Origin of the sequence: Streptomyces sp. NPDC085927 (assembly GCF_044540975.1) — a bacterium.
GTDB classification, from domain to species: Bacteria; Actinomycetota; Actinomycetes; order Streptomycetales; family Streptomycetaceae; genus Streptomyces; species Streptomyces hirsutus.
The window spans coordinates 448,046-469,696 of the sequence record NZ_JBITSN010000002.1; the positions used below are offsets into that span (position 1 = coordinate 448,046).

At 71.6% G+C, this 21,651-nt stretch carries 17 protein-coding genes; 5 read left to right on the forward strand and 12 right to left on the reverse strand.

The genetic code is table 11. From position 1 onward, the window contains the following. The first annotated feature begins 146 nt into the window (after nucleotides 1-146). The 3 genes from ACIF80_RS07025 (at nucleotide 147) to ACIF80_RS07035 (ending at nucleotide 7,588) form a co-directional block, all read left to right on the forward strand. A complete protein-coding gene (locus ACIF80_RS07025) occupies nucleotides 147-1,520 on the forward strand; it encodes an alpha-amylase family protein (protein WP_399800364.1) in 1,374 nt (457 codons plus the stop codon). Nucleotides 1,521-1,727: 207 nt separating this feature from the next. Then, nucleotides 1,728-7,154, forward strand: a complete 5,427-nt coding sequence (gene pulA, locus ACIF80_RS07030; protein ID WP_399800367.1) for a pullulanase-type alpha-1,6-glucosidase — start codon at nucleotides 1,728-1,730, stop codon at nucleotides 7,152-7,154. Nucleotides 7,155-7,219: 65 nt separating this feature from the next. Then, a complete protein-coding gene (locus ACIF80_RS07035; protein ID WP_399800369.1) occupies nucleotides 7,220-7,588 on the forward strand; it encodes a 5-carboxymethyl-2-hydroxymuconate Delta-isomerase in 369 nt (122 codons plus the stop codon). A 24-nt stretch (nucleotides 7,589-7,612) separates the two neighbouring features. On the opposite strand, the gene ACIF80_RS07040 is transcribed toward ACIF80_RS07035, so the two are convergent. The 3 genes from ACIF80_RS07040 to ACIF80_RS07050 all read right to left on the reverse strand — a co-directional run bounded on the left by ACIF80_RS07040 (nucleotide 7,613) and on the right by ACIF80_RS07050 (nucleotide 10,905). Then, nucleotides 7,613-8,068 (reverse strand): hypothetical protein, encoded by a 456-nt coding sequence (locus ACIF80_RS07040; protein ID WP_399800372.1) that lies wholly within the window; start codon nucleotides 8,066-8,068, stop codon nucleotides 7,613-7,615. Then, a complete protein-coding gene (locus ACIF80_RS07045; protein ID WP_399800374.1) occupies nucleotides 8,065-8,784 on the reverse strand; it encodes a TetR/AcrR family transcriptional regulator in 720 nt (239 codons plus the stop codon). Before ACIF80_RS07045 ends, ACIF80_RS07040 begins: the two co-directional genes overlap by 4 nt. Nucleotides 8,785-8,871: 87 nt before the next feature. Next, nucleotides 8,872-10,905 carry a hypothetical protein gene (locus ACIF80_RS07050; protein WP_399800377.1) on the reverse strand — a complete coding sequence of 678 codons (2,034 nt, stop codon included), beginning with the start codon at nucleotides 10,903-10,905 and terminating at the stop codon, nucleotides 8,872-8,874. Between the two features lie 129 nt (nucleotides 10,906-11,034). On the opposite strand from ACIF80_RS07050, the gene ACIF80_RS07055 reads away from it, so the two are divergent. Next, a complete protein-coding gene (locus tag ACIF80_RS07055) occupies nucleotides 11,035-11,514 on the forward strand; it encodes a hypothetical protein (RefSeq protein ID WP_399800379.1) in 480 nt (159 codons plus the stop codon). Nucleotides 11,515-11,661: 147 nt separating this feature from the next. On the opposite strand, the gene ACIF80_RS07060 is transcribed toward ACIF80_RS07055, so the two are convergent. From ACIF80_RS07060 to ACIF80_RS07095, 8 genes are all read right to left on the reverse strand, one after another. Beyond that, a complete protein-coding gene (locus ACIF80_RS07060; protein WP_399800381.1) occupies nucleotides 11,662-13,257 on the reverse strand; it encodes a DUF1996 domain-containing protein in 1,596 nt (531 codons plus the stop codon). A gap of 224 nt (nucleotides 13,258-13,481) precedes the next feature. Continuing rightward, nucleotides 13,482-14,135 carry a response regulator gene (locus ACIF80_RS07065; protein ID WP_399800383.1) on the reverse strand — a complete coding sequence of 218 codons (654 nt, stop codon included), beginning with the start codon at nucleotides 14,133-14,135 and terminating at the stop codon, nucleotides 13,482-13,484. Continuing rightward, nucleotides 14,120-15,376, reverse strand: coding sequence for a sensor histidine kinase (locus ACIF80_RS07070; RefSeq protein ID WP_399801224.1), 1,257 nt, complete (start codon nucleotides 15,374-15,376; stop codon nucleotides 14,120-14,122). Before ACIF80_RS07070 ends, ACIF80_RS07065 begins: the two co-directional genes overlap by 16 nt. 187 nt (nucleotides 15,377-15,563) lie before the next feature. Beyond that, nucleotides 15,564-16,613: an SDR family oxidoreductase gene (locus tag ACIF80_RS07075; protein ID WP_399800386.1), complete on the reverse strand. Its 1,050-nt coding sequence runs from the start codon at nucleotides 16,611-16,613 to the stop codon at nucleotides 15,564-15,566. A gap of 69 nt (nucleotides 16,614-16,682) precedes the next feature. Continuing rightward, nucleotides 16,683-17,369 (reverse strand): winged helix-turn-helix domain-containing protein, encoded by a 687-nt coding sequence (locus tag ACIF80_RS07080; protein WP_399800388.1) that lies wholly within the window; start codon nucleotides 17,367-17,369, stop codon nucleotides 16,683-16,685. 389 nt (nucleotides 17,370-17,758) lie between these two features. Continuing rightward, nucleotides 17,759-18,796 (reverse strand): glutamine synthetase, encoded by a 1,038-nt coding sequence (glnII, locus tag ACIF80_RS07085; protein ID WP_399800391.1) that lies wholly within the window; start codon nucleotides 18,794-18,796, stop codon nucleotides 17,759-17,761. A 452-nt stretch (nucleotides 18,797-19,248) separates the two neighbouring features. Continuing rightward, nucleotides 19,249-19,923: a hypothetical protein gene (locus ACIF80_RS07090; RefSeq protein ID WP_399800393.1), complete on the reverse strand. Its 675-nt coding sequence runs from the start codon at nucleotides 19,921-19,923 to the stop codon at nucleotides 19,249-19,251. A 115-nt stretch (nucleotides 19,924-20,038) separates the two neighbouring features. Further along, nucleotides 20,039-20,398: an arsenate reductase family protein gene (locus ACIF80_RS07095; protein WP_399800395.1), complete on the reverse strand. Its 360-nt coding sequence runs from the start codon at nucleotides 20,396-20,398 to the stop codon at nucleotides 20,039-20,041. A gap of 232 nt (nucleotides 20,399-20,630) precedes the next feature. Here ACIF80_RS07095 and ACIF80_RS07100 point away from each other — a divergent pair, with 232 nt between their 5' ends. Continuing rightward, nucleotides 20,631-20,942, forward strand: coding sequence for a hypothetical protein (locus ACIF80_RS07100; protein ID WP_399800397.1), 312 nt, complete (start codon nucleotides 20,631-20,633; stop codon nucleotides 20,940-20,942). Nucleotides 20,943-21,187: 245 nt separating this feature from the next. Here the strand turns inward: ACIF80_RS07100 and ACIF80_RS07105 are convergent, their stop codons facing one another. Then, entirely contained in the window at nucleotides 21,188-21,448 is a 261-nt protein-coding gene (locus tag ACIF80_RS07105; protein ID WP_399800399.1) for a hypothetical protein, read from the reverse strand. Nucleotides 21,449-21,651 lie beyond the last annotated feature (203 nt).

A 21,651-nucleotide genomic window follows, 5' to 3' on the forward strand; every position in this document is an offset into this window, starting at 1 on the left:
TTTTTGCCGCAACTTCGTACGGGGTGCTGCCCTTTCGGAGGGTGAAGCTTTAACATCTGCGTCACCGCAAGGTTTCTGAAGGTTTCAGCAAGAAGCTTCAGAGGCCTTCGCACTCCCCACACCCTTCGATGAAGAAGGAACCCCACATGGCACGCAGAACCCTCGCCGGGGTCGCCGCGCTCGCGGTCGCTTCGGTTGTCATGACCCCGACTGTCGCGCAGGCCGCACCGCCCGGGAACAAGGACGTCACCGCCGTCCTCTTCGAGTGGAACTTCAACTCGGTCGCCCGCGAGTGCACGAACACCCTCGGCCCCGCCGGGTACGGCTCCGTCCAGGTCTCCCCGCCCGCCGAGCACATACAGGGCTCGCAGTGGTGGACGTCGTACCAGCCCGTCAGCTACAAGATCGCCGGCCGGCTCGGCGACCGCACCGCCTTCCGGAACATGGTGAACACGTGTCACGCGGCCGGCGTGAAGGTCGTCGCCGACGCGGTCATCAACCACATGTCCGCGGGCAACGGCACCGGCACCGGCGGCTCGTCGTACACCAAGTACAACTACCCCGGCCTGTACTCGGCGCCCGACTTCGACAACTGCACCTCGCAGATCACCGACTACCGCAACCGCGGGAACGTCCAGAACTGCGAACTGGTCGGTCTCGCCGACCTCGACACCGGAGAGGAGTACGTCCGCAGGGCCATCGCCGGGTACCTGAACGACCTGCTCTCCCTCGGGGTGGACGGCTTCCGCATCGACGCGGCCAAGCACATGCCGGCCGCCGACCTGGCGAACATCAAGTCCCGCCTGAGCAACCCCGGCGTGTACTGGAAGCAGGAGGCCATCTACGGCGCCGGCGAGGCCGTCCAGCCCGGCGAGTACACCGGCACCGGCGACGTCCAGGAGTTCCGCTACGCCTACGACCTCAAGCGGGTCTTCACCAACGAGAACCTCGCCTACCTGAAGAACTACGGCGAGGGCTGGGGTTACATGAACAGCAGTGTCTCGGGCGTCTTCGTCGACAACCACGACACCGAGCGCAACGGCTCCACGCTCAGCTACAAGGACAACGCCAACTACACCCTGGCCAACGTCTTCATGCTGGCCTGGCCCTACGGCTCCCCGGACATCAACTCCGGCTACGAGTTCTCCGACCACGACGCCGGCCCGCCGAACGGCGGCCAGGTGAACGCCTGCTGGCAGAACGGCTGGAAGTGCCAGCACGCCTGGCCGGAGATCAAGTCCATGGTCGCCTTCCGCAACGCCACGCGCGGCCAGGCCGTGACGAACTGGTGGAACAACGGGAACGACGCCATCGCCTTCGGCCGGGGCAACAAGGGCTTCGTGGCCGTCAACCACGAGTCGGGCTCCCTGACCCGCACCTACCAGACCTCGCTGCCCTCCGGCACGTACTGCAACGTCCAGAACAACACGCAGGTGACGGTGAACGGTTCGGGACAGCTGACCGCCACCCTGGGCTCGAACACGGCCCTCGCGGTGTACGCGGGCAAGTCGTCCTGCTGAACGCGCGCCGGCCGCGCCGCCCTTCACGGGGGGAGCGGCGCGGCCGGCGTCCGGCTGTAAGTCCTTACCGTTACTTTCACAACCCTTGCTGTAAAGCTTTCAGCGGCGATACGGTCACGCCGGTGCCTCGGTGACATGGCCGGAACAGGCCGTGCCGTGGCGTGGGGTCGGACCCCGAATGAGCCGTAATCGCAAGGAGTTCACGCCTTGATACCCAGATGGCCCGCGCCCCCGGCGCGCCGCACCACGCAGGGCAGGCGGGTGGCCGCGGTCACCGCGGCAGCGCTCGCCGCCGCCCTTGCCGCCACCTTCGTACAGCCCCTGGCAGCTCAGGCCGCCACGCCCCCCGCGCCTCCGTCGGACGCCACACTGGCGAAGGCCCCCGCGCGGCACGATCTCACCCGGGAGCAGTTCTACTTCGTCCTGCCGGATCGTTTCGCCAACGGGGATACGAAGAACGACCGGGGCGGGCTGACCGGTTCGCGGCTCAGCACCGGGTACGACCCCACCGACAAGGGCTTCTACCAGGGCGGCGACCTCAAGGGCCTCACCCGGAAGCTCGACTACATCAAGGGGCTCGGCACCACATCCATCTGGATGGCGCCCCTCTTCAAGAACCAGCCCGTCCAGGGCACCGGCGAGGACGCGTCCGCCGGCTACCACGGGTACTGGATCACCGACTTCACCCAGGTCGACCCGCACTTCGGCACCAACAAGGACCTCGAGACCCTCATCGACAAGGCCCACGACAAGGGCATGAAGGTCTTCTTCGACGTCATCACCAACCACACCGCCGACGTCGTCGACTACGAGGAGAAGTCCTACGACTACCTCTCCAAGGGCGCCTTCCCCTACCTGACCAAGGACGGGAAGCCCTTCGACGACGCCGACTACGCCGACGGCTCGCGCGCGTTCCCGCGCGTCGACGCCGGGTCCTTCCCGCGCACCCCGGCCGTCCCCGCCGCGAAGAAGGACCTCAAGGCCCCGTCGTGGCTCAACGACCCGGCGATGTACCACAACCGGGGCGACTCCACCTTCGCCGGCGAGTCCAGCGAGTACGGCGACTTCTCCGGCCTCGACGACCTGTGGACCGAGCGTCCCGAGGTCGTCGACGGCATGGAGAAGATCTACCAGCGGTGGGTGCGGGACTTCGACATCGACGGCTTCCGGATCGACACCGTGAAGCACGTCAACATGGAGTTCTGGACCCAGTGGGCCACCGCCCTCGACGCCTACGCGGCGAAGAAGGGGCGCGACGACTTCTTCATGTTCGGCGAGGTCTACTCCGCCGACACCGACGTCACCGCCCCCTACGTCACCGAGGGCCGTCTCGACGCCACCCTCGACTTCCCCTTCCAGGAAGCGGCCCGGCAGTACGCCTCCCAGGGCGGCGGCGCCGGCCGGCTCGCCGCGGTCTTCGGCGACGACCACAAGTACACGACCGACCGGGCCAACGCCTACGAGCAGGTCACCTTCCTCGGCAACCACGACATGGGCCGCATCGGGACGTTCCTGAAGCAGGACGACCCGAAGGCGTCCGACGCCGAACTGCTGAAGAAGGACATGCTCGCCAACGAGCTGATGTTCCTCAGCCGCGGCAACCCCGTCGTCTACTACGGCGACGAACAGGGCTTCACCGGCGCCGGCGGCGACAAGGACGCCCGCCAGACCCTGTTCGCCTCCCGCACCGCCGACTACCTCGACGACGACCTCATCGGCACCGACCGCACCCACGCCGAGGACGCCTACGACACGAAGGCCCCGCTCTACCGGCAGATCAGCGCCCTCGCGAAGCTCCGCAAGGCCCACCCCGCCCTCACCGACGGTGTGCAGCAGGAGCGGTACGCGGCCGACGGCCCCGGCGTCTACGCCTTCTCCCGCACCGCGACCGGCAAGGACACCACGGAGTACGTGGTCGCCTTCAACAACGCCGACGACGCCAAGAGGGCGACCTTCGCCACGAACTCGGCCCGCATGACCTTCCGCGGCGTCCACGGCACCGACGCCTCCGTCACCAGCGGCGCCGACCGGAAGATCACCGTCACCGTCCCGGCCGGCTCCGCGGTCGTCCTCAAGGCGTCCGGCAGGCTCGCCGAGCCCGCCGCGAAGCCCACGGTCACCCTCAAGGCCCCCGAAGCGGGCGCCACCGGCACCGTCGAACTCACCGCCGACGTCGAGGGCGGGCAGCTCAACCGCGTCGTCTTCGCCGCCCAGACCGGCACCGGGAAGTGGCGCACGCTCGGCTCCTCCGACCACGCCCCCCACAAGGTCACCCACACCATCGGCGACGACGTGCCCGCCGGCACCGCCCTGCGCTACAAGGCCGTCGCGATCGACGCGGCCGGCCGCACCGCGAGCGCCCTGGCCGCCTCCACCACCGGCACCCCGCCCGTGGAGGAGCTGCCCGGCGCGGCCTCACGCGACTACGCGATCGTCCACTACAACCGCGCCGACGGCGACTACGACGACTGGGGCCTGTACGCCTGGGGCGACCTCGCCGACGGCGAGGCCACCGAGTGGCCGGCCGGCCACCCCTTCACCGGCCGCGACGCCTACGGCGCCTTCGCCCACGTCAAGCTCAAGCCCGGCGCCTCGGACGTCGGCTTCCTGGTGGTCGACAAGGACGGCAACAAGGACGTCTCCACCGACCGCACCATCGACGTCACGAAGACCGGCGAGATCTGGATCGAGCAGGGCAAGGAGACCGTCACCACCGAACGGCCCGAGTACCCCGCGCAGGACAAGAGCAAGGCGGTGCTGCACTACCAGCGCGCCGACGGCGACTACGACGGCTGGGGCCTGCACGTGTGGACCGGCGCCGCCGAGCCCACCGACTGGTCGAAACCCCTGAAGCCGGTGAAGACTGATCCCTATGGCGCGGTCTTCGAGGTACCGCTCACCGAGGGTGCCACCAGCCTCAGCTACATCATCCACAAGGGCGACGAGAAGGACCTCCCCTCCGACCAGTCGCTCGACCTCAAGGCGAACGGCCACGAGGTGTGGCTGTTGAGCGGCGAGGCGAAGTACCTGCTGCCGCAGCCGCCCGGCTCGGCCGCCGCCGTCGACCTGGCCACCTCGAAGGCGGTCTGGATCGACCGGGACACCGTCGTCTGGAACGGCTCCGCGGGCGCCGCCTCCACCCAGCTCCTCGCCTCCCGCACCGGCTCGGTCAAGGCGCAGGACGGCACGCTCGTCCTCGGTGACGACACGCGCGTGATCCGGCTGCTCCCGGCCGCCCTGACCGACGCGCAGAAGGAGAAGTTCCCGCACCTGAAGGACGGCACCGCCCACTCGGTCGACCCGCGCGACCGGGACCGCGTACGCGAGGCCCTGCGCGGCCAGGTCGTCGCCGCCCAGCGCGCCGCCAACGGCGCGGTCCTCGCGGCGACCGGCGTGCAGACCGCAGGCGTCCTCGACGACCTGTACGCGGCCGGCGCGGCGAAGGCGGAACTCGGCCCCGTCCTCCGCGACGGCCGTCCCACGCTCTCCGTGTGGGCGCCGACCGCGCAGAGCGTCTCGCTGGAGATCGGCGGCTCCACCGCCCGGATGCAGCGCGACGACGCCACCGGCGTCTGGTCCGTCACCGGCCCCAAGTCCTGGAAGGGCAAGCCCTACCGGTACGCGGTGAAGGTGTGGGCGCCCAGCACCCGCGAGCTCGTCACCAACAAGGTCACCGACCCCTACTCGGTCGCCCTGACCACCGACTCCGCACGCAGCCTCGTCGTCGACCTCGGCGACCGCGACCTCGCCCCCACGGGCTGGTCGGGCCTGGACAAGCCGAAGGCCGTCCCCCTCAAGGACGCCCAGATCCAGGAGCTGCACATCCGCGACTTCTCCGTCGAGGACCGCACGGCGAAGCGGCCCGGAACCTATCTCGCCTTCACCGACAAGGACAGCGACGGCTCCAGGCACCTGCGGAAGCTGGCGCAGGCCGGCACCTCGTACGTGCACCTGCTGCCCGCCTTCGACATCGCGACCATCCCCGAGAGGAAGTCCGACCGGTCCACCGTCGACTGCGACCTCGCCGCCCACCCCGCCGACTCCGACAAGCAGCAGGAGTGCGTGGCGAAGGCCGCCGCCAAGGACGCCTACAACTGGGGCTACGACCCGTACCACTACACGGTCCCCGAGGGCTCCTACGCCACCGACCCGGACGGCACGGCCCGCACGGTCGAGTTCCGGAAGATGGTCAAGGCACTCAACGAGGACGGCCTGCGCGTCGTCATGGACGTCGTCTACAACCACACCGCGGCCAGTGGCCAGGCCGGCACCAGCGTCCTGGACCGGATCGTGCCCGGCTACTACCAGCGGCTCCTCGCCGACGGCTCCGTCGCCAACAGCACCTGCTGCGCCAACACCGCGCCCGAGAACGCCATGATGGGCAAGCTCGTCGTCGACTCGATCGTCACCTGGGCCAAGGAGTACAAGGTCGACGGCTTCCGCTTCGACCTCATGGGCCACCACCCGAAGGCCAACATCCTCGCCGTCCGCAAGGCCCTCGACGCGCTGACCCTCAAGAAGGACGGCGTCGACGGCAAGAAGATCATCCTGTACGGCGAGGGCTGGAACTTCGGCGAGATCGCCGACGACGCCCGTTTCGAACAGGCCACGCAGCAGAACATGGCCGGCACCGGCATCGCCACCTTCTCCGACCGGGCCCGTGACGCCGTCCGCGGCGGCGGCCCCTTCGACGAGGACCCCGGCGTCCAGGGCTTCGCCTCCGGCCTCTACACCGACCCGAACTCCTCGGAGAGCAACGGCACCAGGGCCGAGCAGAAGGCCCGGCTCCTGCACTACCAGGACCTCATCAAGGTGGGTCTGAGCGGCAACCTCGCCGAGTACCGCTTCACCGACACCGACGGCAAGGAGGTCAAGGGCTCCCAGGTCGACTACAACGGCTCACCGGCCGGATACGCCCACGCTCCCGGAGACGCCCTCGCCTACGCCGACGCGCACGACAACGAGTCGCTGTTCGACGCGCTCGCGTTCAAGCTGCCGGCGTCCGCGAGCGCCGACGACCGGGCCCGCATGCAGGTCCTCGCCATGGCGACCGCCGCCCTGTCGCAGGGCCCGGCGCTCTCCCAGGCCGGCACCGACCTGCTGCGCTCCAAGTCCCTGGACCGCAACTCCTACGACAGCGGCGACTGGTTCAACGCCATCCACTGGAACTGCGCCGACGGCAACGGCTTCGGCCGCGGCCTGCCGCCGGCCGCCGACAACGCCGACAAGTGGTCCTACGCCAAGCCCCTGCTGGGCGCGGTGCGGGTCGGGTGCCCGCAGATCGAGGGCACCTCGGCCGCCTACCGGGACCTGCTGAGGATCCGTACGACGGAGCGGGCCTTCTCCCTCGACACCGCGGGGCAGGTGCAGTCCGCGCTGTCCTTCCCGCTGTCCGGGAAGGACGAGACACCCGGCGTGATCACCATGCGCCTCGGTGACCTGGTCGTCGTCCTCAACGCCACGCCGGACCGGCAGGAACAGCGCGTCGGCGCCCTCGCCGGCACGGGCCACCGGCTGCACCCGGTGCAGGCGGCGGGCTCGGACACGGTGGTGAAGACCTCGTCCTACGCGTCGGACACCGGCACCTTCACCGTCCCGGCCCGGTCGGTCGCGGTGTTCACCGCGGCCGGCTGAGAGGCCGGGCGCACCACCGCGGAAGCTAGGGTGGGCCCTCCGACCCGGAACCGGAGGGCCCACCCATGCCGCAGATCACCGTCGACCACTCCGCACAAGTGGAGTCCTTCTTCGCGTGCGACTGGCCCGCTTTCGTCCGGGACCTGCACAGCGCCGTGGTGGAGATCGCGGGGGCGAAGCTCCCGGCGTGCAAGACCCGGTTGCGCCCGACCGGCGACGTCTTCGTCGGCCACGAGCCGGCAGAGGACCACGCCCTGGTGCACGTCCACATCGCCCTGCTCCCCGGGCGGACCGAGGAGACCAGGGCACGGCTCACCGAGGCCGTCCTGGAACTGGTGCGGCGGCACGTGCGGGCGGTCGGCGACCTGACCCTGCACGCCTCCGCCGAGGTACGCGAGCTCGACGCGTCCTACCGGAAGTTCGAGGGCGAGTAGGTCCTCACCGGCCGGCGGACGGTTTCACGTCAGGTCGGCGCGGCCCAGCCAGGCAGGCCGCACCGGCACGCCGTCCTCGTCCAGCCCGACGGCCGACTCGGCCTCGACCCGCTGCTCCGCCGGTTCACCCGGGGGAGCGGCAGGGGCGGCCGGTGCCGGGGCCGGCGCCCCGGCCACGGGTTCCGGGGCGGGGGAGGCGGCGGAGTCCTCCAGCAGTTCCGCCATGGTGAACCGAGTCACGAACGACTGCCACGCCCCGTCGACGACGAGCAGGAACCCGTCGCCGGCCCGCAGGAGGCGACGGCGTTTGGGGCTCAGGGGGTGCACGGGTACGTGGTTCCGGGCCCGCCGCTCCAGCTCCGCGAGCGCCTCCGTCCGGGAGCCGGTGACGTGCGCCACCACATGCGCCTCCGTGTGCTTGCGCTCCCCGGTACCCATGGTCGTCTCGACGACCAGCCCCCACGTCGTCACGGTGCTCACCGGGACGCCAGGGCGATGAGCCGGGTGACCAGGTCGGTGAACGGTCCGTCGCCCGGCTCGTCCTTCAGCAGGTCGCGCAGCAGCACGCCCAACTCCTCGTCGTGGGCCGCGGCCACGGCACAGAGCGCGGCGAAGTCGTGCACCAACTGGGCCTCCAGCTCGTCCCGCGGTATACGCCGGCCGTCCAGCCAGATCAGCGCCGTCGACTCGGCGAGCGAGATCCAGGACCGCACCACCAGTTCCAGCCGCGCGGGCGGATCCACCGCGCCCATGTGCGACAGAATCTGTTCGTACGCCGCCTGCCGCACGGAATCGACCAGCGCGTTGGTGGTCGAGACCGTCTTCATCGAGAAGGCTCCGCCTGCGGGGACCGCCGGGCCGCCGCGCATCAGGGCGGAGAAACCGGGCCCGTGCTCGTCGACGAAGTCGAAGTACCGGCCCATCACCCGCAGCAGCCGCGCCCCCAACGGGCCCTCGCGCGGCTCCACGAACCGCGACGCCAGATCGTCCGCGGCACGCTTCAACGCGGCTTCGTAGAGGCTGAGTTTGCCGGGAAAGTAGTGGTAGACCAGCGGGCGTGAGATGCCGGCCGCCGATGCGATCTCGTCGATGGAGACGTCGTCGGGCGAGCGACGGCTGAACAGTTCGAGGGCGACGCCGATCAACTGCTGCCGTCGCTCCTCGACTCCCATTCTGCGGCGTACCCCGGTAGTCATACATACAGCCTACCGATCGAATCCGGCCGTGAACGGTCCGGACCGGACGGCAGCGATCGTCCGGACCGCCGGCCGGCCCGCCCCGGGTCAGCGGAGCCCGGTGACCGGGTCCCCGTTCTCCAGGGTGCCCTCGAGGTCGGCCTGGGCGCCCTGTTCGGCCTCGAGGGTCAGCAGGTTGCCCTGCGCGGTGCCCTCGACCCCGCCCGTCGTGGTGACCGACGTGGTGCCGCGGCTGCCGGCGGCCAGCAGGTACCAGGTGCCCGCCCCGGACTTCCACAGCACCCCGGCGAGCACCCGGGGCTCACGCTCCCCGCACTGCGGCACGTCCTCGGCCCGGGCCGCCACCGCCCCGAACGGTCCGCCCGGCGTGTGGAACTGGGCCTGCACCCGGGTACCGCCGCCCCGCCAGGTCTCGGCCCGGGTGCACACCCAGGCCGCCGAACCGCTCGCGTCCGGCAGCGGCTGCTCGGCGAAGGCCCACGCGTTCACGCTCCGTACGCCCGCCGAGCGCATCGACGCCAGGGAGCAGGCGAACGGCGACCACGTGCGCAACGCCTTGGCGCCGGCGGCCTCACCGGCCGTCCCGGGCCGCCCCGCGGTCAGCACGGCCGGGACCAGCTCGCCGAGGTCGGTCACCAGCCGGGTGCCGGTGTCGTCGGTCAGCTCCAGCACGTTCCACGAGGTGCACGAGCCGGGCTTCAGGGCCGGACCGGCCAGCGGCGAGGTCACGCCGTCGGTGAGCGGGAGGTCCGCCGTGTCCGCGCCGGGCTCGCGCAGGTCCCGCGCACCGGCCGAACGGACCCAGGGGGCCGTCAGATAACGGACGTTGCCGTCGGAGCGGCCCAGCACCAGCGCGCTGGCCCCGGCCCGGTCCGCACCGTCGACCCGGGCGAAGTCGAGGGCGGCGCCCTCGGCGCCGGTCAGGGGCTCGGCGTACCTGGTGATGCGCAGACCGTCGTGGAGGATCACCACGCGCGCGTTGTCGACCGTCCCGGCGTACAGCAACTGTGGCGGTCCGGCCGGACCGCCGGACGGGGTGCCCGGCGTCGCCGACACCCGCACCCGCGCACCGGGCCGGGCCCACACGGCGAGGGCGCGGCGCAGCAGGACCGCGTCGCCGGCCAGGTCACCGCGGGCCGGCCACACGGAGAAGTCGGTACGCGCGGAGGTCTTCCAGAGGACGGGGGAGACCCGGGCCAGCTTCCCCGGGTCCAGGGCGGCCTGCGCGGCCCGGTTCAGCGCGTACGGCGGCGCGGCGGCACCGTCGGGGCCCCAGCCGTCGTCCGGCAGCCCGAACAGCGCACCGCAGACGACGAGTGCGGCCCCGGCGGCCAGTGCGGCCTTCAGACGCCGGCGGCGGCGCACCAGATCGGTGGGCCGGGCCTGGAGCGAGCAGGGGTCGAACTCGGGGGAGCCGAGCATCCGGTACTCGGCCGGCACCCGGTCGGCCTCGCGCAGCGCCCCCGCGGCGTCGGCCGCACCCGCGTCGGTGAGGACCGCGCGGACGTCGTCGTCCGAAAGCCGCTCCAGACCGCGCAGCACCCAGGCGGCGCGGGCCGGACCGGACAGGGCGGACAGCCTTTGCTCCAGGGCGAGTTCGTCGGCACCCCCGGACCGGGGGAACAGGCGCAGCCCCCACACCTGGGGCAGCGGCGGAGGCAGCGGGGGCAGGGCCGGCAGCCCGGCCCGCCTGCGCCGTGCCCCGCGCCTGCGCGACGGGCACGCCCGCAGCGCGGTCCGCACCACCTGGAGCCGGACCAGCGCGTACCCGGGGCCGCCGTCCCCGTCGTCGGCCCGCACGGTCCGGGCGGCTCGGGTGGCCCGGTCCGGCCGCCGCCCGGACCGGGCGGAGTGCGCGGCCCGGCCGTCGGCGGACCGCCGGGGCTGGGCGGGGATCGCCGGTGCCGCGGTGCGGCCGCGGGGCAGCGCGCGCTGCACCAGGGCGTGCGCGGTCAGCACCCGCCGGCCCCGGCCGGCGGGCTCCGGCGGCAGCATCAGGTACGCGAGCCGGACGAGCCGCGGATAGTGCTCGACGAGGGCGGCCTCGGCCTGCCCGACGTCGACGAGCGGTCCGTCGGAGGAAGGGGGTGCGGGGCGCTTGGCGGCATGCTGTGACTGCACATCAGGCAGAACGAGCGATGCGCCCGCAGGTCACCGATTGAGCACTCCGGGCCCCCGGGCCGTATCGAAGGCGGAGAGCCCCGCGCCGGGGCTCCGTGCGGCATGTCGCCGGAAGGACCGGAGGAACTCATGAGGCTGACCCGACCGATGCTCGCGCTGACCGGCGCGGTGGCGGTACTGGCGCTGGCGGGCTGCGGGTCCGGCGGTGAGGACACGAACGGCGACGGGAAGAGCGAGGCACCGGTCATGGCCACCGGCAGCCTGGAGCACCTGGCGGCCGAGGTGAAGTGCGAGCCGAACATGCAGACCGACGCCGACACGATCCGCCAGGCCATCTGCAAGAAGGGCAAGGAGAAGTACGTCCTCGCCACCTTCGCCACCGACCGCGGCCAGCGCGAGTGGATCGAGACGGCCAAGGACTACGGCGGCTTCTACCTCGTCGGCCGCAAGTGGGTCGCCGTCGGTGAGGAGAACGTGCTCGAGGACCTGCGCGGCCGGCTCGGCGGCGACGTGGAGGAGGGCATCGACCACAGCAGCATGGACCACGGCGGCGGTGCGCACCCGTCCGGCCGGGCGGGGGAGGGAACGGGCGGGCACTCCGGGCACTAGGGCCGAGGCCGTGCCCGGCCGGGCACGGCGCCCGAACGAGCACGCCGGACAACCGGGAGTACCGGGAACACGGAAAGGGCCGGTGGCGGGAATCCCGCCACCGGCCCTTCCTCCGCACCGGTCCTGCTCAGTGGACGACCGAGGGGACTACGTGCACTTCTTGCCCTTGTTGATGCACTTGACCACCTTGTTCATCAGGCTCTCGTCCATGACGTTGATGAAGTCGTTGTGGTCGGTGATCGGCTTGTGCAGCTGCTCCGGGAAGCTGTCCACGGCGTACGGGTTCTTCACCTGACCGTTCTCGATGGTCGGGGTGGGAACGTCGTACACCAGGCGGACCTGGAGCTGCGGGATGGCCTTGAAGCCGTTCGCGCAGCTGCCGTCCGCCTGGACGAACGCCACATGGGTACGGTGGTTGGCGCTGTCGGCGTTCTGTCCGTCCCAGCAGCTCTGGAAGTTGGACGTGCGCACGAGCTGGCTGCCCTCGGGGCACAGCACGTACTTGTCCGTGGACTGCCGGTCCTCGAAGCCGGTGCAGCTGTACGAGGTGTTGGCGTTCGCCAGACCGTTGGTGAACGCCTTGGCGTCACCGGTGATGATGCGCATCAGCTTCGGCATCGCGACGACCTTGCTCCGCATGTTGCCGACGAACCGGAGCTGGGCCTCCTGGGCCTGCAGGATCCTGCCGACGTTGCCCTCGGCGCCGCCGCCCTGGTCGGCCGCGTCGAACTCCTGGGTGCCGTCCTGCACGCGCAGCACCGGCCAGAAGTACGAGGACTTGTCGCCCTGGTTCTGGCAGCTCGTCTCGGCGACGACCAGGTCGTCGTCGCTGGAGAGCGAGCTGTTGCTCTGGTTGCCGACGTAGTCGTGCATGTGGTGCGCGCCGTTCGCGACACCGGGGGCCACGATGATGTTGTCGCTGTTGTACAGCTCGTTCTCGTTGACACCGCACTTCGTGGTGAAGCTGCCCTTGGAGCCGGACCTGCCGTTGGCGGCCAGACCGTTCGGCAGGTTGCGCGAGTTCGGCTGGACGTCGTTGATGTCGATGAAGTCCTCGGCGAACGGGCCCGCGGCGCCGTTGCCGTTGTCGGTCGGGGCCTGGCCTTCGCCGTTGTCCTGGCCGCCGTCGTTCTGACCGCCGCCGTCCTGGCCGTTGTCCTGACCGTCGCCGTCCTGGCCGTTGTCCTGGCCACCGCCGTTCTGACCGTCGCCGTTCTGACCGTCGCCGTCCTGACCGTCGCCGTTCTGGCCGTCGGTCGGCTGCGGCTGGTCGGCGGGGCGACCGGAGCAGGAGGCGAGCTCGTCCAGGTTCCCGGGAGCCTGGCCGCCCGCGCGGTCGATCTCCAGCTTGATCCGGTCGATGAGCACCTTACGCCGGTCCTTGAGCGGACCCAGAATGGCATTCCGGACGTACTGCGAGTCCCCGGCCTGCGCCTGGCGCGTGGTGACCAGGCGCTGGTAGGCGTCGGTGATCTGCTGGTCCATCGAGGCCAGTTCACCGTCGACCTCGCCGCGGGCCGGGTCCGGTACGTCGGAGAGCTGCTGGCCCACGTCCGGGCAGTCGATCGTGGCGATCTGCTGCGCCGCGTTCGACTTCGTCCGGTTCTGCGACTGGCTCGACTCGCCGGCCGAAGCGTAGAAGTTCGCCCAGATCAGCCCGCCCCCACCGAGCGCTAGGGCCGCCGATGCGGCCACGGCCTTGGTGGCCAACGGCATACGGCGTTTTCTTGTATTGCGTCCCATGGAACTCCTCTGACTTCCTTGCGGGGCATCCCTTGCGGGGCATCGAGGCGCCCGACAGGAGTGAAGCGGCTCCCTTGAGTACGGGGACCGCCCCACGGGTGTTCAGCCGTCCCGGAAATTGATGAGAAGTTCTCGCGGCACTCCGGTTTCAACAGCCCCTGGAACACGGGGAGTTGTTGATCAACCGCATCCGGTGAGGGGGCGCGGGGGCCGCCGGTCCGGTTTCACCGGCCGTGGTCGAGATAGGCGAGAACCGCCAGTACCCGCCGGTTGTCGTCGTCCGAGACCTCCAGGCCCAGTTTGGCGAAGATGTTCGCGGTGTGCTTGGCGATGGCCCGTTCCGTCACCACCAGCTTGCCGGCGATGGCCGCGTTGGACCGGCCCTGAGCCATCTCCTCCAGCACTTCCCGCTCCCGGGGCGTCAGCCGCGCCAGCGGCCGGTCGTCGCCCGACTTCCGCGCCAGCAACTGCTGGATCACCTGCGGGTCCATCGCCGTGCCTCCCGCCGCCACCCGCCGTACGGCGTCGACGAACTGCCCCGCGTCGAACACCCGGTCCTTCAGCAGGTAGCCCACCGCGCCACTGCCGTCGGCCAGCAGCTCCCGCGCGTACAACTGCTCGACGTGCTGCGACAGCACCAGCACCGGCAGTCCGGGCCGCCGGCGGCGCGCTTCGAGCGCGCACTGCAGCCCTTCGTCGGTGTGCGTCGGCGGCAGGCGGACGTCGACGACGGCGACGTCCGGGTCCAGTTCCGCCAGCGCGCGGCTGAGCTCGGGCCCGGACTCCACCGCCGCGGCGATCTCGAAGTCATGGGCCTCGAGGAGCCGGACCAGTCCGTCACGCAGCAGGAACAGGTCTTCGGCTAGGACAACTCGCAAGGGATCTCCATGGTGACCATGGTGGGGCCGCCCGCGGGACTGCTGACGGCGAGGACGCCGTCGAATGTACCCAGTCGCCGCTCCACCCCGGCCAGCCCCGAGCCGGCCCCGATCGCCGCCCCGCCCTTGCCGTTGTCGGTGACGCTCACCCGCACATGTCCCCCGGTGTGGTGCAGGTCGACCCAGATCCGGTCCGCCTCCGCGTGCTTCACCGCGTTGGTGAGCACCTCGCTGACGGCGAAGTACGCGGCCGACTCCACCGGCGCCTCGGCCCGCCCCGGCAGGTCCACGTTCACCTCGGTGGCCACCGGGAGCCGCAGCGCCAGCGCCCGCACCGCGTCGCCCAGGCCGCGCTCCGCCAGCACCGGCGGATGGATGCCGCGCACCAGTTCACGCAGCTCCGCCAGCGCCTCCACCGACGACTTGCGGGCCTGCGCGATCAACTGCCGCGCCTTCTCCGGGTCCTTGTCGAGCAGCGTCTCGATGGTCCCCAGGTCCATGCCCATCGCGACCAGCCGGGCCTGCGCCCCGTCGTGCAGATCCCGCTCGATGCGCCGGAGCTCGGCGGCCGAGGTGTCCACCGCGTCCCGCCGCGTCTCCGTCAGCACCCTCACCCGCTCCTCCAGTTCACCCTGACCGGGGGAGAGGACGGCACGGGTGAGCCGGTAGTGCGCGGCGAGCACGCTCGGGGAGAGGAAGTGGGCGAAGAAGAGCAGTCCGATTCCCAGGGCTCCGGCGCCGAGCGCGGTCGTTCCGTCGCTCACCGGGACGAAGCCGTACCAGTACGGGTCCGGCATCACCCGCCACAGCCCGGCCGCCAGCGCGAACCCCTCCAGCGGGTACAGCAGCAGCCCGGCCGGCAGCAGCGCGGTGACGAACCCCGCGGTCATGTCGACCGGCAGCCACAGCAGTTCCCGCCAGGTCGCCGGGTCGCGGAGCATCCCGAAGGTGCGCGCCCACGGGTTGGCGTCCTTCGGCACCGGCCGGTACGCGGGCGGAATGCGCACCCCGCCCCACTCCGCGGCCAGCACCCGCCGCCAGTTCGCGTAGGTCCGGGCCCCGTTCAGTACGTACGGCGTGGTGACGATGCCGACGCCGATCGGGATCAGCGCGATCGACACCAGGGTCAGGCTGAAGGCGATCACCGACAGCGGGAGTGAGACCAGCGCCAGTCCCAGTCCCCGCAGCGCTCCTTTCAGCAGGCCCTTGGTGTGCCGTTCGCGCCCGCCGTCCCTCTCCATACCCCCGCTCCCGGCCCCTGGACCCATGGCCTCCGCGCTCGTGGTGGCCGGGGTCGTGACGTCCGGGGTCCTCGTGTCACCGCTCGTGCGGCCCGTGCTCATGCGCTCCGTGGTCATGACGTCAGTCTGGCCGAGCGGGCGGCACCCGGTCACGGGGCCGAACCCCCCGACGCGGGGGTGGTGTTACCTACACCCCCTCCTCGCCCCCGCCCGGCTCCCGGGCCGTTCCGATCTCCGGGATCTCCGCGAGGACCTTCGCCTCCGTCTCCGGGTCGAGCCCCTTGACCGTCCGGTCCTGGCGCTGGGGCGCGGTCCCGTCGAGGCCCTGGAGCCAGCGCCAGGTGTCGGCCACGGTCTCGGTGACGGGACGGCAGCGCAGCCCCGTCGCGAGCGCCCGGGAGACGTCCGAGGCGTGCAGCGCGTCGTGCATCTCGCCGCCCGGCGGCACCCAGACCGGCAGCTGCGTCCACGGTTCGATGCCCGCCCGCAGGATCGTCTCCGGTGCGGTCCACCGCAGCTCGGCCGTGCCTCCCGTCACCTCCGCGCACGCCTCCAGCAGCGTGCCCATCGTCTCGTGCCCCTGCGGGCCGGTCAGGTTGTACGGCCCGCCGATCCCCTGCTCGGCCGCTCCGAGGATCCACTCGGCGAGGTCGCGGACGTCGACGTACTGGAGGGCCAGGTCACGCGGCCCCGGGGCGAGGACCGGGCCGCCGCGGGCCATCCGGTTCAGCCACCAGGGCAGCCGGCCGACGTTCTCGTACGGCCCGAGGATCAGCCCCGCCCGTACCAGCACCGACCGGTCGGCGCCGAAGGCGTCCACGACGGCCAGTTCGCCGCCCCGCTTGTCCCGCGCGTAGTCGGTGAGACCGGCGTCCGCGCGGGCGTCCGCCACCAGGGGGGCCTCCTCGGTGGCTCCGGCGGGCGCGGGCCACTCGTACACCGAGCGGCTCGACACGTACACGTACCGGCCGGCGCGGTCCCGCAGCAGTTGCGCCGTGTCGCGGACGGCACGCGGGGCCGCCGACCAGGTGTCGACGACGACGTCCCACGTGCCGTCCGTCCCCTCCAGGGCGGCCAGGCCGCCGTCGGCCGTGCGGTCGCCCAGCAGCGACCGCACGCCCGGCACGGCCGCGTGCCGCCCCCGGTGGAAGACGGTCACCTCCCAGCCCCGCCCCAGCGCCGCCTCCACGACGGCCCGTCCCGCGAACTCCGTACCACCCAGCACCAGAAGCTTCATGGACCGGACTCTGCCGGACCGGGTGGCGTGAAGGGAACAGGGATCTGCCGAGGGCAGAGCGGCGGTGGCTCAGGGTGCGTACTTGTAACCGACCCGGCGCACGGTCTGGATCGTGCCCCGGTGCCCGGTGCCCAGCTTGCGGCGCAGCCGGGCGATGTGGACGTCGACGGTGCGTCCGTCGCCCACATGGCCGTAGCCCCACACCGTGGCGACCAGGTGGTCGCGGGTGTGCACCCGGTTCGGGTGGGCCACGAGATGGGCGAGCAGCTCGAACTCCAGGTAGGTGAGGTCGAGCTGACGCCCCTCCACTTCGGCGGTGCGCTGCACGGTGTCGACCCGGATCCGCCGGCCGGCGGCAGCGGTGTCGTCGGCGGCGCCGGGTGCGGCCTCGGAAGCCGTGCCGGGGTGCTGGGCGGTTCCGGGGCCCGGGACCGCCACCGGGAACGGCGGCCGCTGGTCGGCGGGGACCAGCACCAGGTAGCCGACCATCGGCGGATGTCCGGGCAGGGCGGGCAGGGTGTGCTGCGGCGCGGGCAGCCAGGTGGCCCCCGGCGGGAGCAGGTCGGCGACCGTCACCACTTCGTCCGGTGCGACGGCCCGCAGCCGGTGGCGCGGATGACCGTTCACCGGTGCGGTACGGGACGCGTGGGGTGAGGTGCCGAGGGGGGCGCCCAGCGGAGCGGGGGAGGTGGAGGGGTTCGCGGAGACGGTGGTGGCCGCGTTGGCCGCGGCGGAGAAAGGACGAGTGGTCGCCATGAGAGGTCAGCTCTTTCGCGCGAAGGGTTCGTCGAGATGCTCGACGGCCGCGAGATCGTGGTCGGGCTCGTCGAGGACGTACGCGGTTCGCGCCGGTGGAAGGCCGGGATGTACGGCGTCAGAGGGCCGGCGCGGTCGTCGCGCGGCAACACTCCCGGTCGAAGTCGTCGTGCTGACGGGAGGGCCAGAAGGGCTCGAGGTCATGGCGACCTGTCGTGATGAGCTCCCGGAAACCGTCCATGCCCCCATTGAAGCAGACCCCGCGCCCCAGCAGGAGGCTCGTTCACAGCGTGGACGCCCGAGGCGGCCCGGAACCCGGCGAAGCGAGGGGCACCCGGTGGACGGGCACCCCTCGCTTCACCAGCGGATGTTGGGGGGAGAGGGACGGCTCAGACCTGGCCGGCCTTCTCCAGCGCGGAGCAGCACGTGTCGACCATCAGACGCGTCACCAGGTACGGGTCCACGTTGGCGTTCGGACGGCGGTCCTCGATGTAGCCCTTGCCGTCCCGCTCGACCTGCCACGGGATGCGGACCGAGGCGCCGCGGTCGGAGACGCCGTAGGAGTACTCGTTCCACGGGGCGGTCTCGTGCAGGCCGGTGAGGCGGTCGTCGATGCCGGCGCCGTAGTTCTTGACGTGGTCGAGCGGCTTGGAGCCCTCACCGAGCGACTCGCACGCGGTGATGATCGCGGCATAGCCCTCACGCATCGCCCTGGTGGAGAAGTTGGTGTGCGCGCCCGCGCCGTTCCAGTCGCCCTTGACCGGCTTGGGGTCCAGGGTGGCGGAGACGTCGAAGTCCTCGGCGGTGCGGTAGAGCAGCCAGCGGGCCACCCACAGCTGGTCGGAGACCTCCAGCGGCGCCAGCGGGCCGACCTGGAACTCCCACTGGCCCGGCATGACCTCGGCGTTGATGCCGGAGATGCCCAGGCCCGCCTTCAGGCAGTTCTCCAGGTGCGCCTCGACGACGTTCCGGCCGAAGATCTCGTCCGAGCCGACACCGCAGTAGTAGCCGCCCTGCGCGGCCGGGAAGCCGCCCTCGGGGAAGCCGAGCGGACGGGCGCCCTTGAAGAAGGTGTACTCCTGCTCGATGCCGAAGAGCGGCTCCTGCGCGGCGAACCGCTCGGCCACCTCGGTCAGCGCGGCCCGGGTGTTGGACTCGTGCGGCGTCATGTCCGTGTTCAGGACCTCGCACAGGACCAGGACGTCGTCCCCGCCGCGGAGGGGGTCGGGACAGACGAAGACCGGCTTCAGCACGCGGTCCGAGGCGTGGCCCTCGGCCTGGTTGGTGGACGACCCGTCGAAGCCCCAGATCGGCAGCGCGGCGACCGCGGTCGTCTTCTCGGAGTCCGCCATGATCCTGGTCTTGGAACGCAGCTTGGCCGTCGGCTCCGTGCCGTCGATCCAGATGTACTCAGCCTTGAAGCTCACGGTCCACTTCCTCCGGGTGGGTCGGTGCGCAGGTGCGGGTGCTGCACGCTCCGGCGCTGCGCCACGCCGGTACCGGGAGGCCGGCACGGCGCCCCGCTCGCGATGACACGCAGCCTGTCAACAGGCGATTTCCCGGCCGTTGCCCGGGTGTGAACCTCGTGTTACCGGCGACCACCGCGCCCCGGACCACCCTGTGAGCACGGCGCGGCGGGGGCGAGTCGTATGCGACGGGGCCATGGGAGGGGCCGGGCACGACGGGCCCCGCCGTACCCGGCCGGACCCGTACGGAGGGGCCGTACACGACAGGGAGCCCTCCCCCGCTCTCGACGGCGGTCGAGCGGAGGAGGGCTCCCACCCCGGGCGCGACCGGGCCGGGACGCGCTGCGGCACGCCCCGCCCCCCGAACTCGGTCTGCGCCTCAGGGGGTTCGTGAGTGCTTCCGGGTCCGGTCCTCAGCCCACCTTCTCGATGAGCGCCCGGCGGATCAGGAACTTGCCGGGCTCCCGGACCTGCTCGAAGGCCGCGTTGTTGAGCAGGGCACAGCTGCCGGACACACCGGTGACCTCGACGGTCGTGGACTTGTTGTTGTCCAGGTTGGTGACCTTGAGCCGTGTCCCGGCCGGGAACTGGTTGCTGGACGCCGCCGGGGCGCCGTCCTCGCCGGAGAGGGTGACCGTGGAGCCGTTGCACACCTGCTCACCGGAGGCCGCGGCGCCGTCGCCGCCCGGGTTCTGTGCGGCGTCGTCCCCGCCGGCCTGCTCGTCCGGGGCGGGCTGTGCGGGCTGCGCGGGCTGTGCGGGCTGGGAGTCCTGAGCCGACTCCCCAACCGTGCACCCGGACGCTTTCTGCTTGAGCCCGATCTCGGCGATGACCGCTTCACGGTTGGCGATCCGTGCCTCGGACTGGGCGTCGGGATCGGCGCGTTGCCCCTCAATGAACTTCTGGTTGTTGCCGAGCGCGGTGGCGAGGCCCTGACAGACGGTCGAGTCGGCCGCCGACTTGGTGGTGGGCGCCTGGGAGGCGTTCGACGTGCTCGCCATGACGAAGGCACCGCCACCGGCCACCGTCACCGCGCTCACCAGCAGCGCGAGCTTCTTCTTGGGGCCGAGCGTTCTCCTGCGCGACATGCCTGCCTCCTGAGCGGTGGGGGAGCGTACGCCGCTATGTACGAGATCCCGAACGGAGTTGCTCAGCGCTCCGGTCAACTCTCCGAAGTGGCCTGCGTCACAAGGGGGTTGGTCTTCAGCGGGACAGGGCGTCCCGTACTGCCTCGTCGGTGCGGGCCACGACCGCCGTGCCGTCCTCGGCGGTGATGATCGGGCGCTGGATCAGCTTGGGGTGCTCGGAGAGCGCCGTGATCCAGCGCTCACGCGATCCGTCGTCCCGCGGCCACTCCTTGAGTCCGAGCTCCTTGGCGGCGGCCTCCTGGGTGCGGGTGATGTCCCACGGCTCCAGCCCGAGCCGCTCCAGCACCTCCCGGATCTCGTCCGGGCTCGGTACGTCCTCCAGGTAGCGGCGGACGGTGTAGCCGGCGCCCTCGGCGTCCAGCAGGCTGATGGCGCTCCGGCACTTGGAACAGGCCGGATTGATCCAGATCTCCATGCCGCCCACAGTACGCCCGGCCCGGCTCTGTTCGATTTCCCCCCGGCCTCACGCACCCCCTCCGAACCGGCTGTTCCATGGTCACGATGTGCCGCCTCACCTGGGCGTTCGATGACTGCTTCAGGCTCCCCGGATGTCAGTGCCGGGCAGTAAACTGTAAGCAGTGTTCGAGGATGTTGCCGGGGCCGTCGTGGATCCCGGTGGACACCCTGACCGCGACAGGAGGATGCCCGTGCCCGCTGCCGCACTCAAGCCGATGCCCACCCAGCCCACAGCGAAGAAGCGTGCCGTCCAGCTCGAAATGCCCTGCGCGCCCGTGGCGAAGCGGCCGCTGCCGCCGGGCCGCCCGCGGGAGTGGTACGTGACGCACAACCGCCGCCTCAAGGCGATGCGGCTGGCCATCGCCCTGCTCGACTCCGGCGTCTACTTCCCCGACCAGGCCCGCAACGAGACGATACGCGGCATGGCGAACCTGATCGGCGTACACCAGCCGTCGGACACGACCTGCCACATGGTCCGGGCCTTCATGCGCTACAACCGCTGAGCCGGTCCCCGATCACGCAGCGGGCGGGGGGCCCCCCCGCCCCCCGGGGCCCCCCCCCCGCGGGGGGCCCCCCCCCCCCCGCGGGGCGGAACCCCCCTGGCCCGAACCCGCGGGGCCCCCCCCCCCCCCCCCCCCCCCCCCCCCCCCGGGGGCGCCCCCCCCCCCCCCCCCCCCCCCGCCGCCGCCCCCCCCCCCCCCGGGGCGGGCCCCCCCCCCCCGGGGGGGGGCCCCCGGCCGCTGCGTGATCAGTACGGCCGGAAGTTGACGTAACCGAGGAAGACGATCACTGCGGCGACGCAGCCCAGGACCACGGCGGTGGAGACCCAGGAGGACGACGAGCGACGGGACGCCCTGTGCTCCGGCTCGCCGCGGAACGGGACCGGGCCGGGCGGGTTGTCCTTCCAGCGCGCGGCGAGCATGCGGGCCCGGGCCGACGGCTCCTTGTGCTCGGCCGTGTCCGCCCACTTGATGTCGAACTCGCGCTCCTCGTCGTCCCTCTCGGACATCCCCGTGACCTCTCTCGAACAACAGTGTCGGCTCAATCATCTCTCGCCGGGCTCGACGGGGGAAGCAGGTTCCGGACACGCGCGGGGCCCCGCTCCCGGCAGGGGCCGGACGGTTCGCGGCTCCGAACGCCACCGGAGCGGACACGACACGTCCTCGGCCGATGCGATGTGACATGCCCGGACGGGCGATGACCGACGCGGTT

Excerpts from the sequence above, each read along its gene's own strand:
- ACIF80_RS07045 (WP_399800374.1), bottom strand. The coding sequence starts at position 8,784 with ATGACTACCGGGGTACGCCGCAGAATGGGAGTCGAGGAGCGACGGCAG.
- ACIF80_RS07075 (WP_399800386.1), bottom strand. The coding sequence starts at position 16,613 with ATGAAGCTTCTGGTGCTGGGTGGTACGGAGTTCGCGGGACGGGCCGTC.
- ACIF80_RS07105 (WP_399800399.1), bottom strand. The coding sequence starts at position 21,448 with ATGTCCGAGAGGGACGACGAGGAGCGCGAGTTCGACATCAAGTGGGCG.
- ACIF80_RS07080 (WP_399800388.1), bottom strand. The coding sequence starts at position 17,369 with ATGGCGACCACTCGTCCTTTCTCCGCCGCGGCCAACGCGGCCACCACC.
- ACIF80_RS07060 (WP_399800381.1), bottom strand. The coding sequence starts at position 13,257 with ATGGGACGCAATACAAGAAAACGCCGTATGCCGTTGGCCACCAAGGCC.
- ACIF80_RS07055 (WP_399800379.1), top strand. The coding sequence starts at position 11,035 with ATGAGGCTGACCCGACCGATGCTCGCGCTGACCGGCGCGGTGGCGGTA.
- ACIF80_RS07070 (WP_399801224.1), bottom strand. The coding sequence starts at position 15,376 with ATGGAGAGGGACGGCGGGCGCGAACGGCACACCAAGGGCCTGCTGAAA.
- ACIF80_RS07095 (WP_399800395.1), bottom strand. The coding sequence starts at position 20,398 with ATGGAGATCTGGATCAATCCGGCCTGTTCCAAGTGCCGGAGCGCCATC.
- ACIF80_RS07025 (WP_399800364.1), top strand. The coding sequence starts at position 147 with ATGGCACGCAGAACCCTCGCCGGGGTCGCCGCGCTCGCGGTCGCTTCG.
- ACIF80_RS07035 (WP_399800369.1), top strand. The coding sequence starts at position 7,220 with ATGCCGCAGATCACCGTCGACCACTCCGCACAAGTGGAGTCCTTCTTC.
- ACIF80_RS07090 (WP_399800393.1), bottom strand. The coding sequence starts at position 19,923 with ATGTCGCGCAGGAGAACGCTCGGCCCCAAGAAGAAGCTCGCGCTGCTG.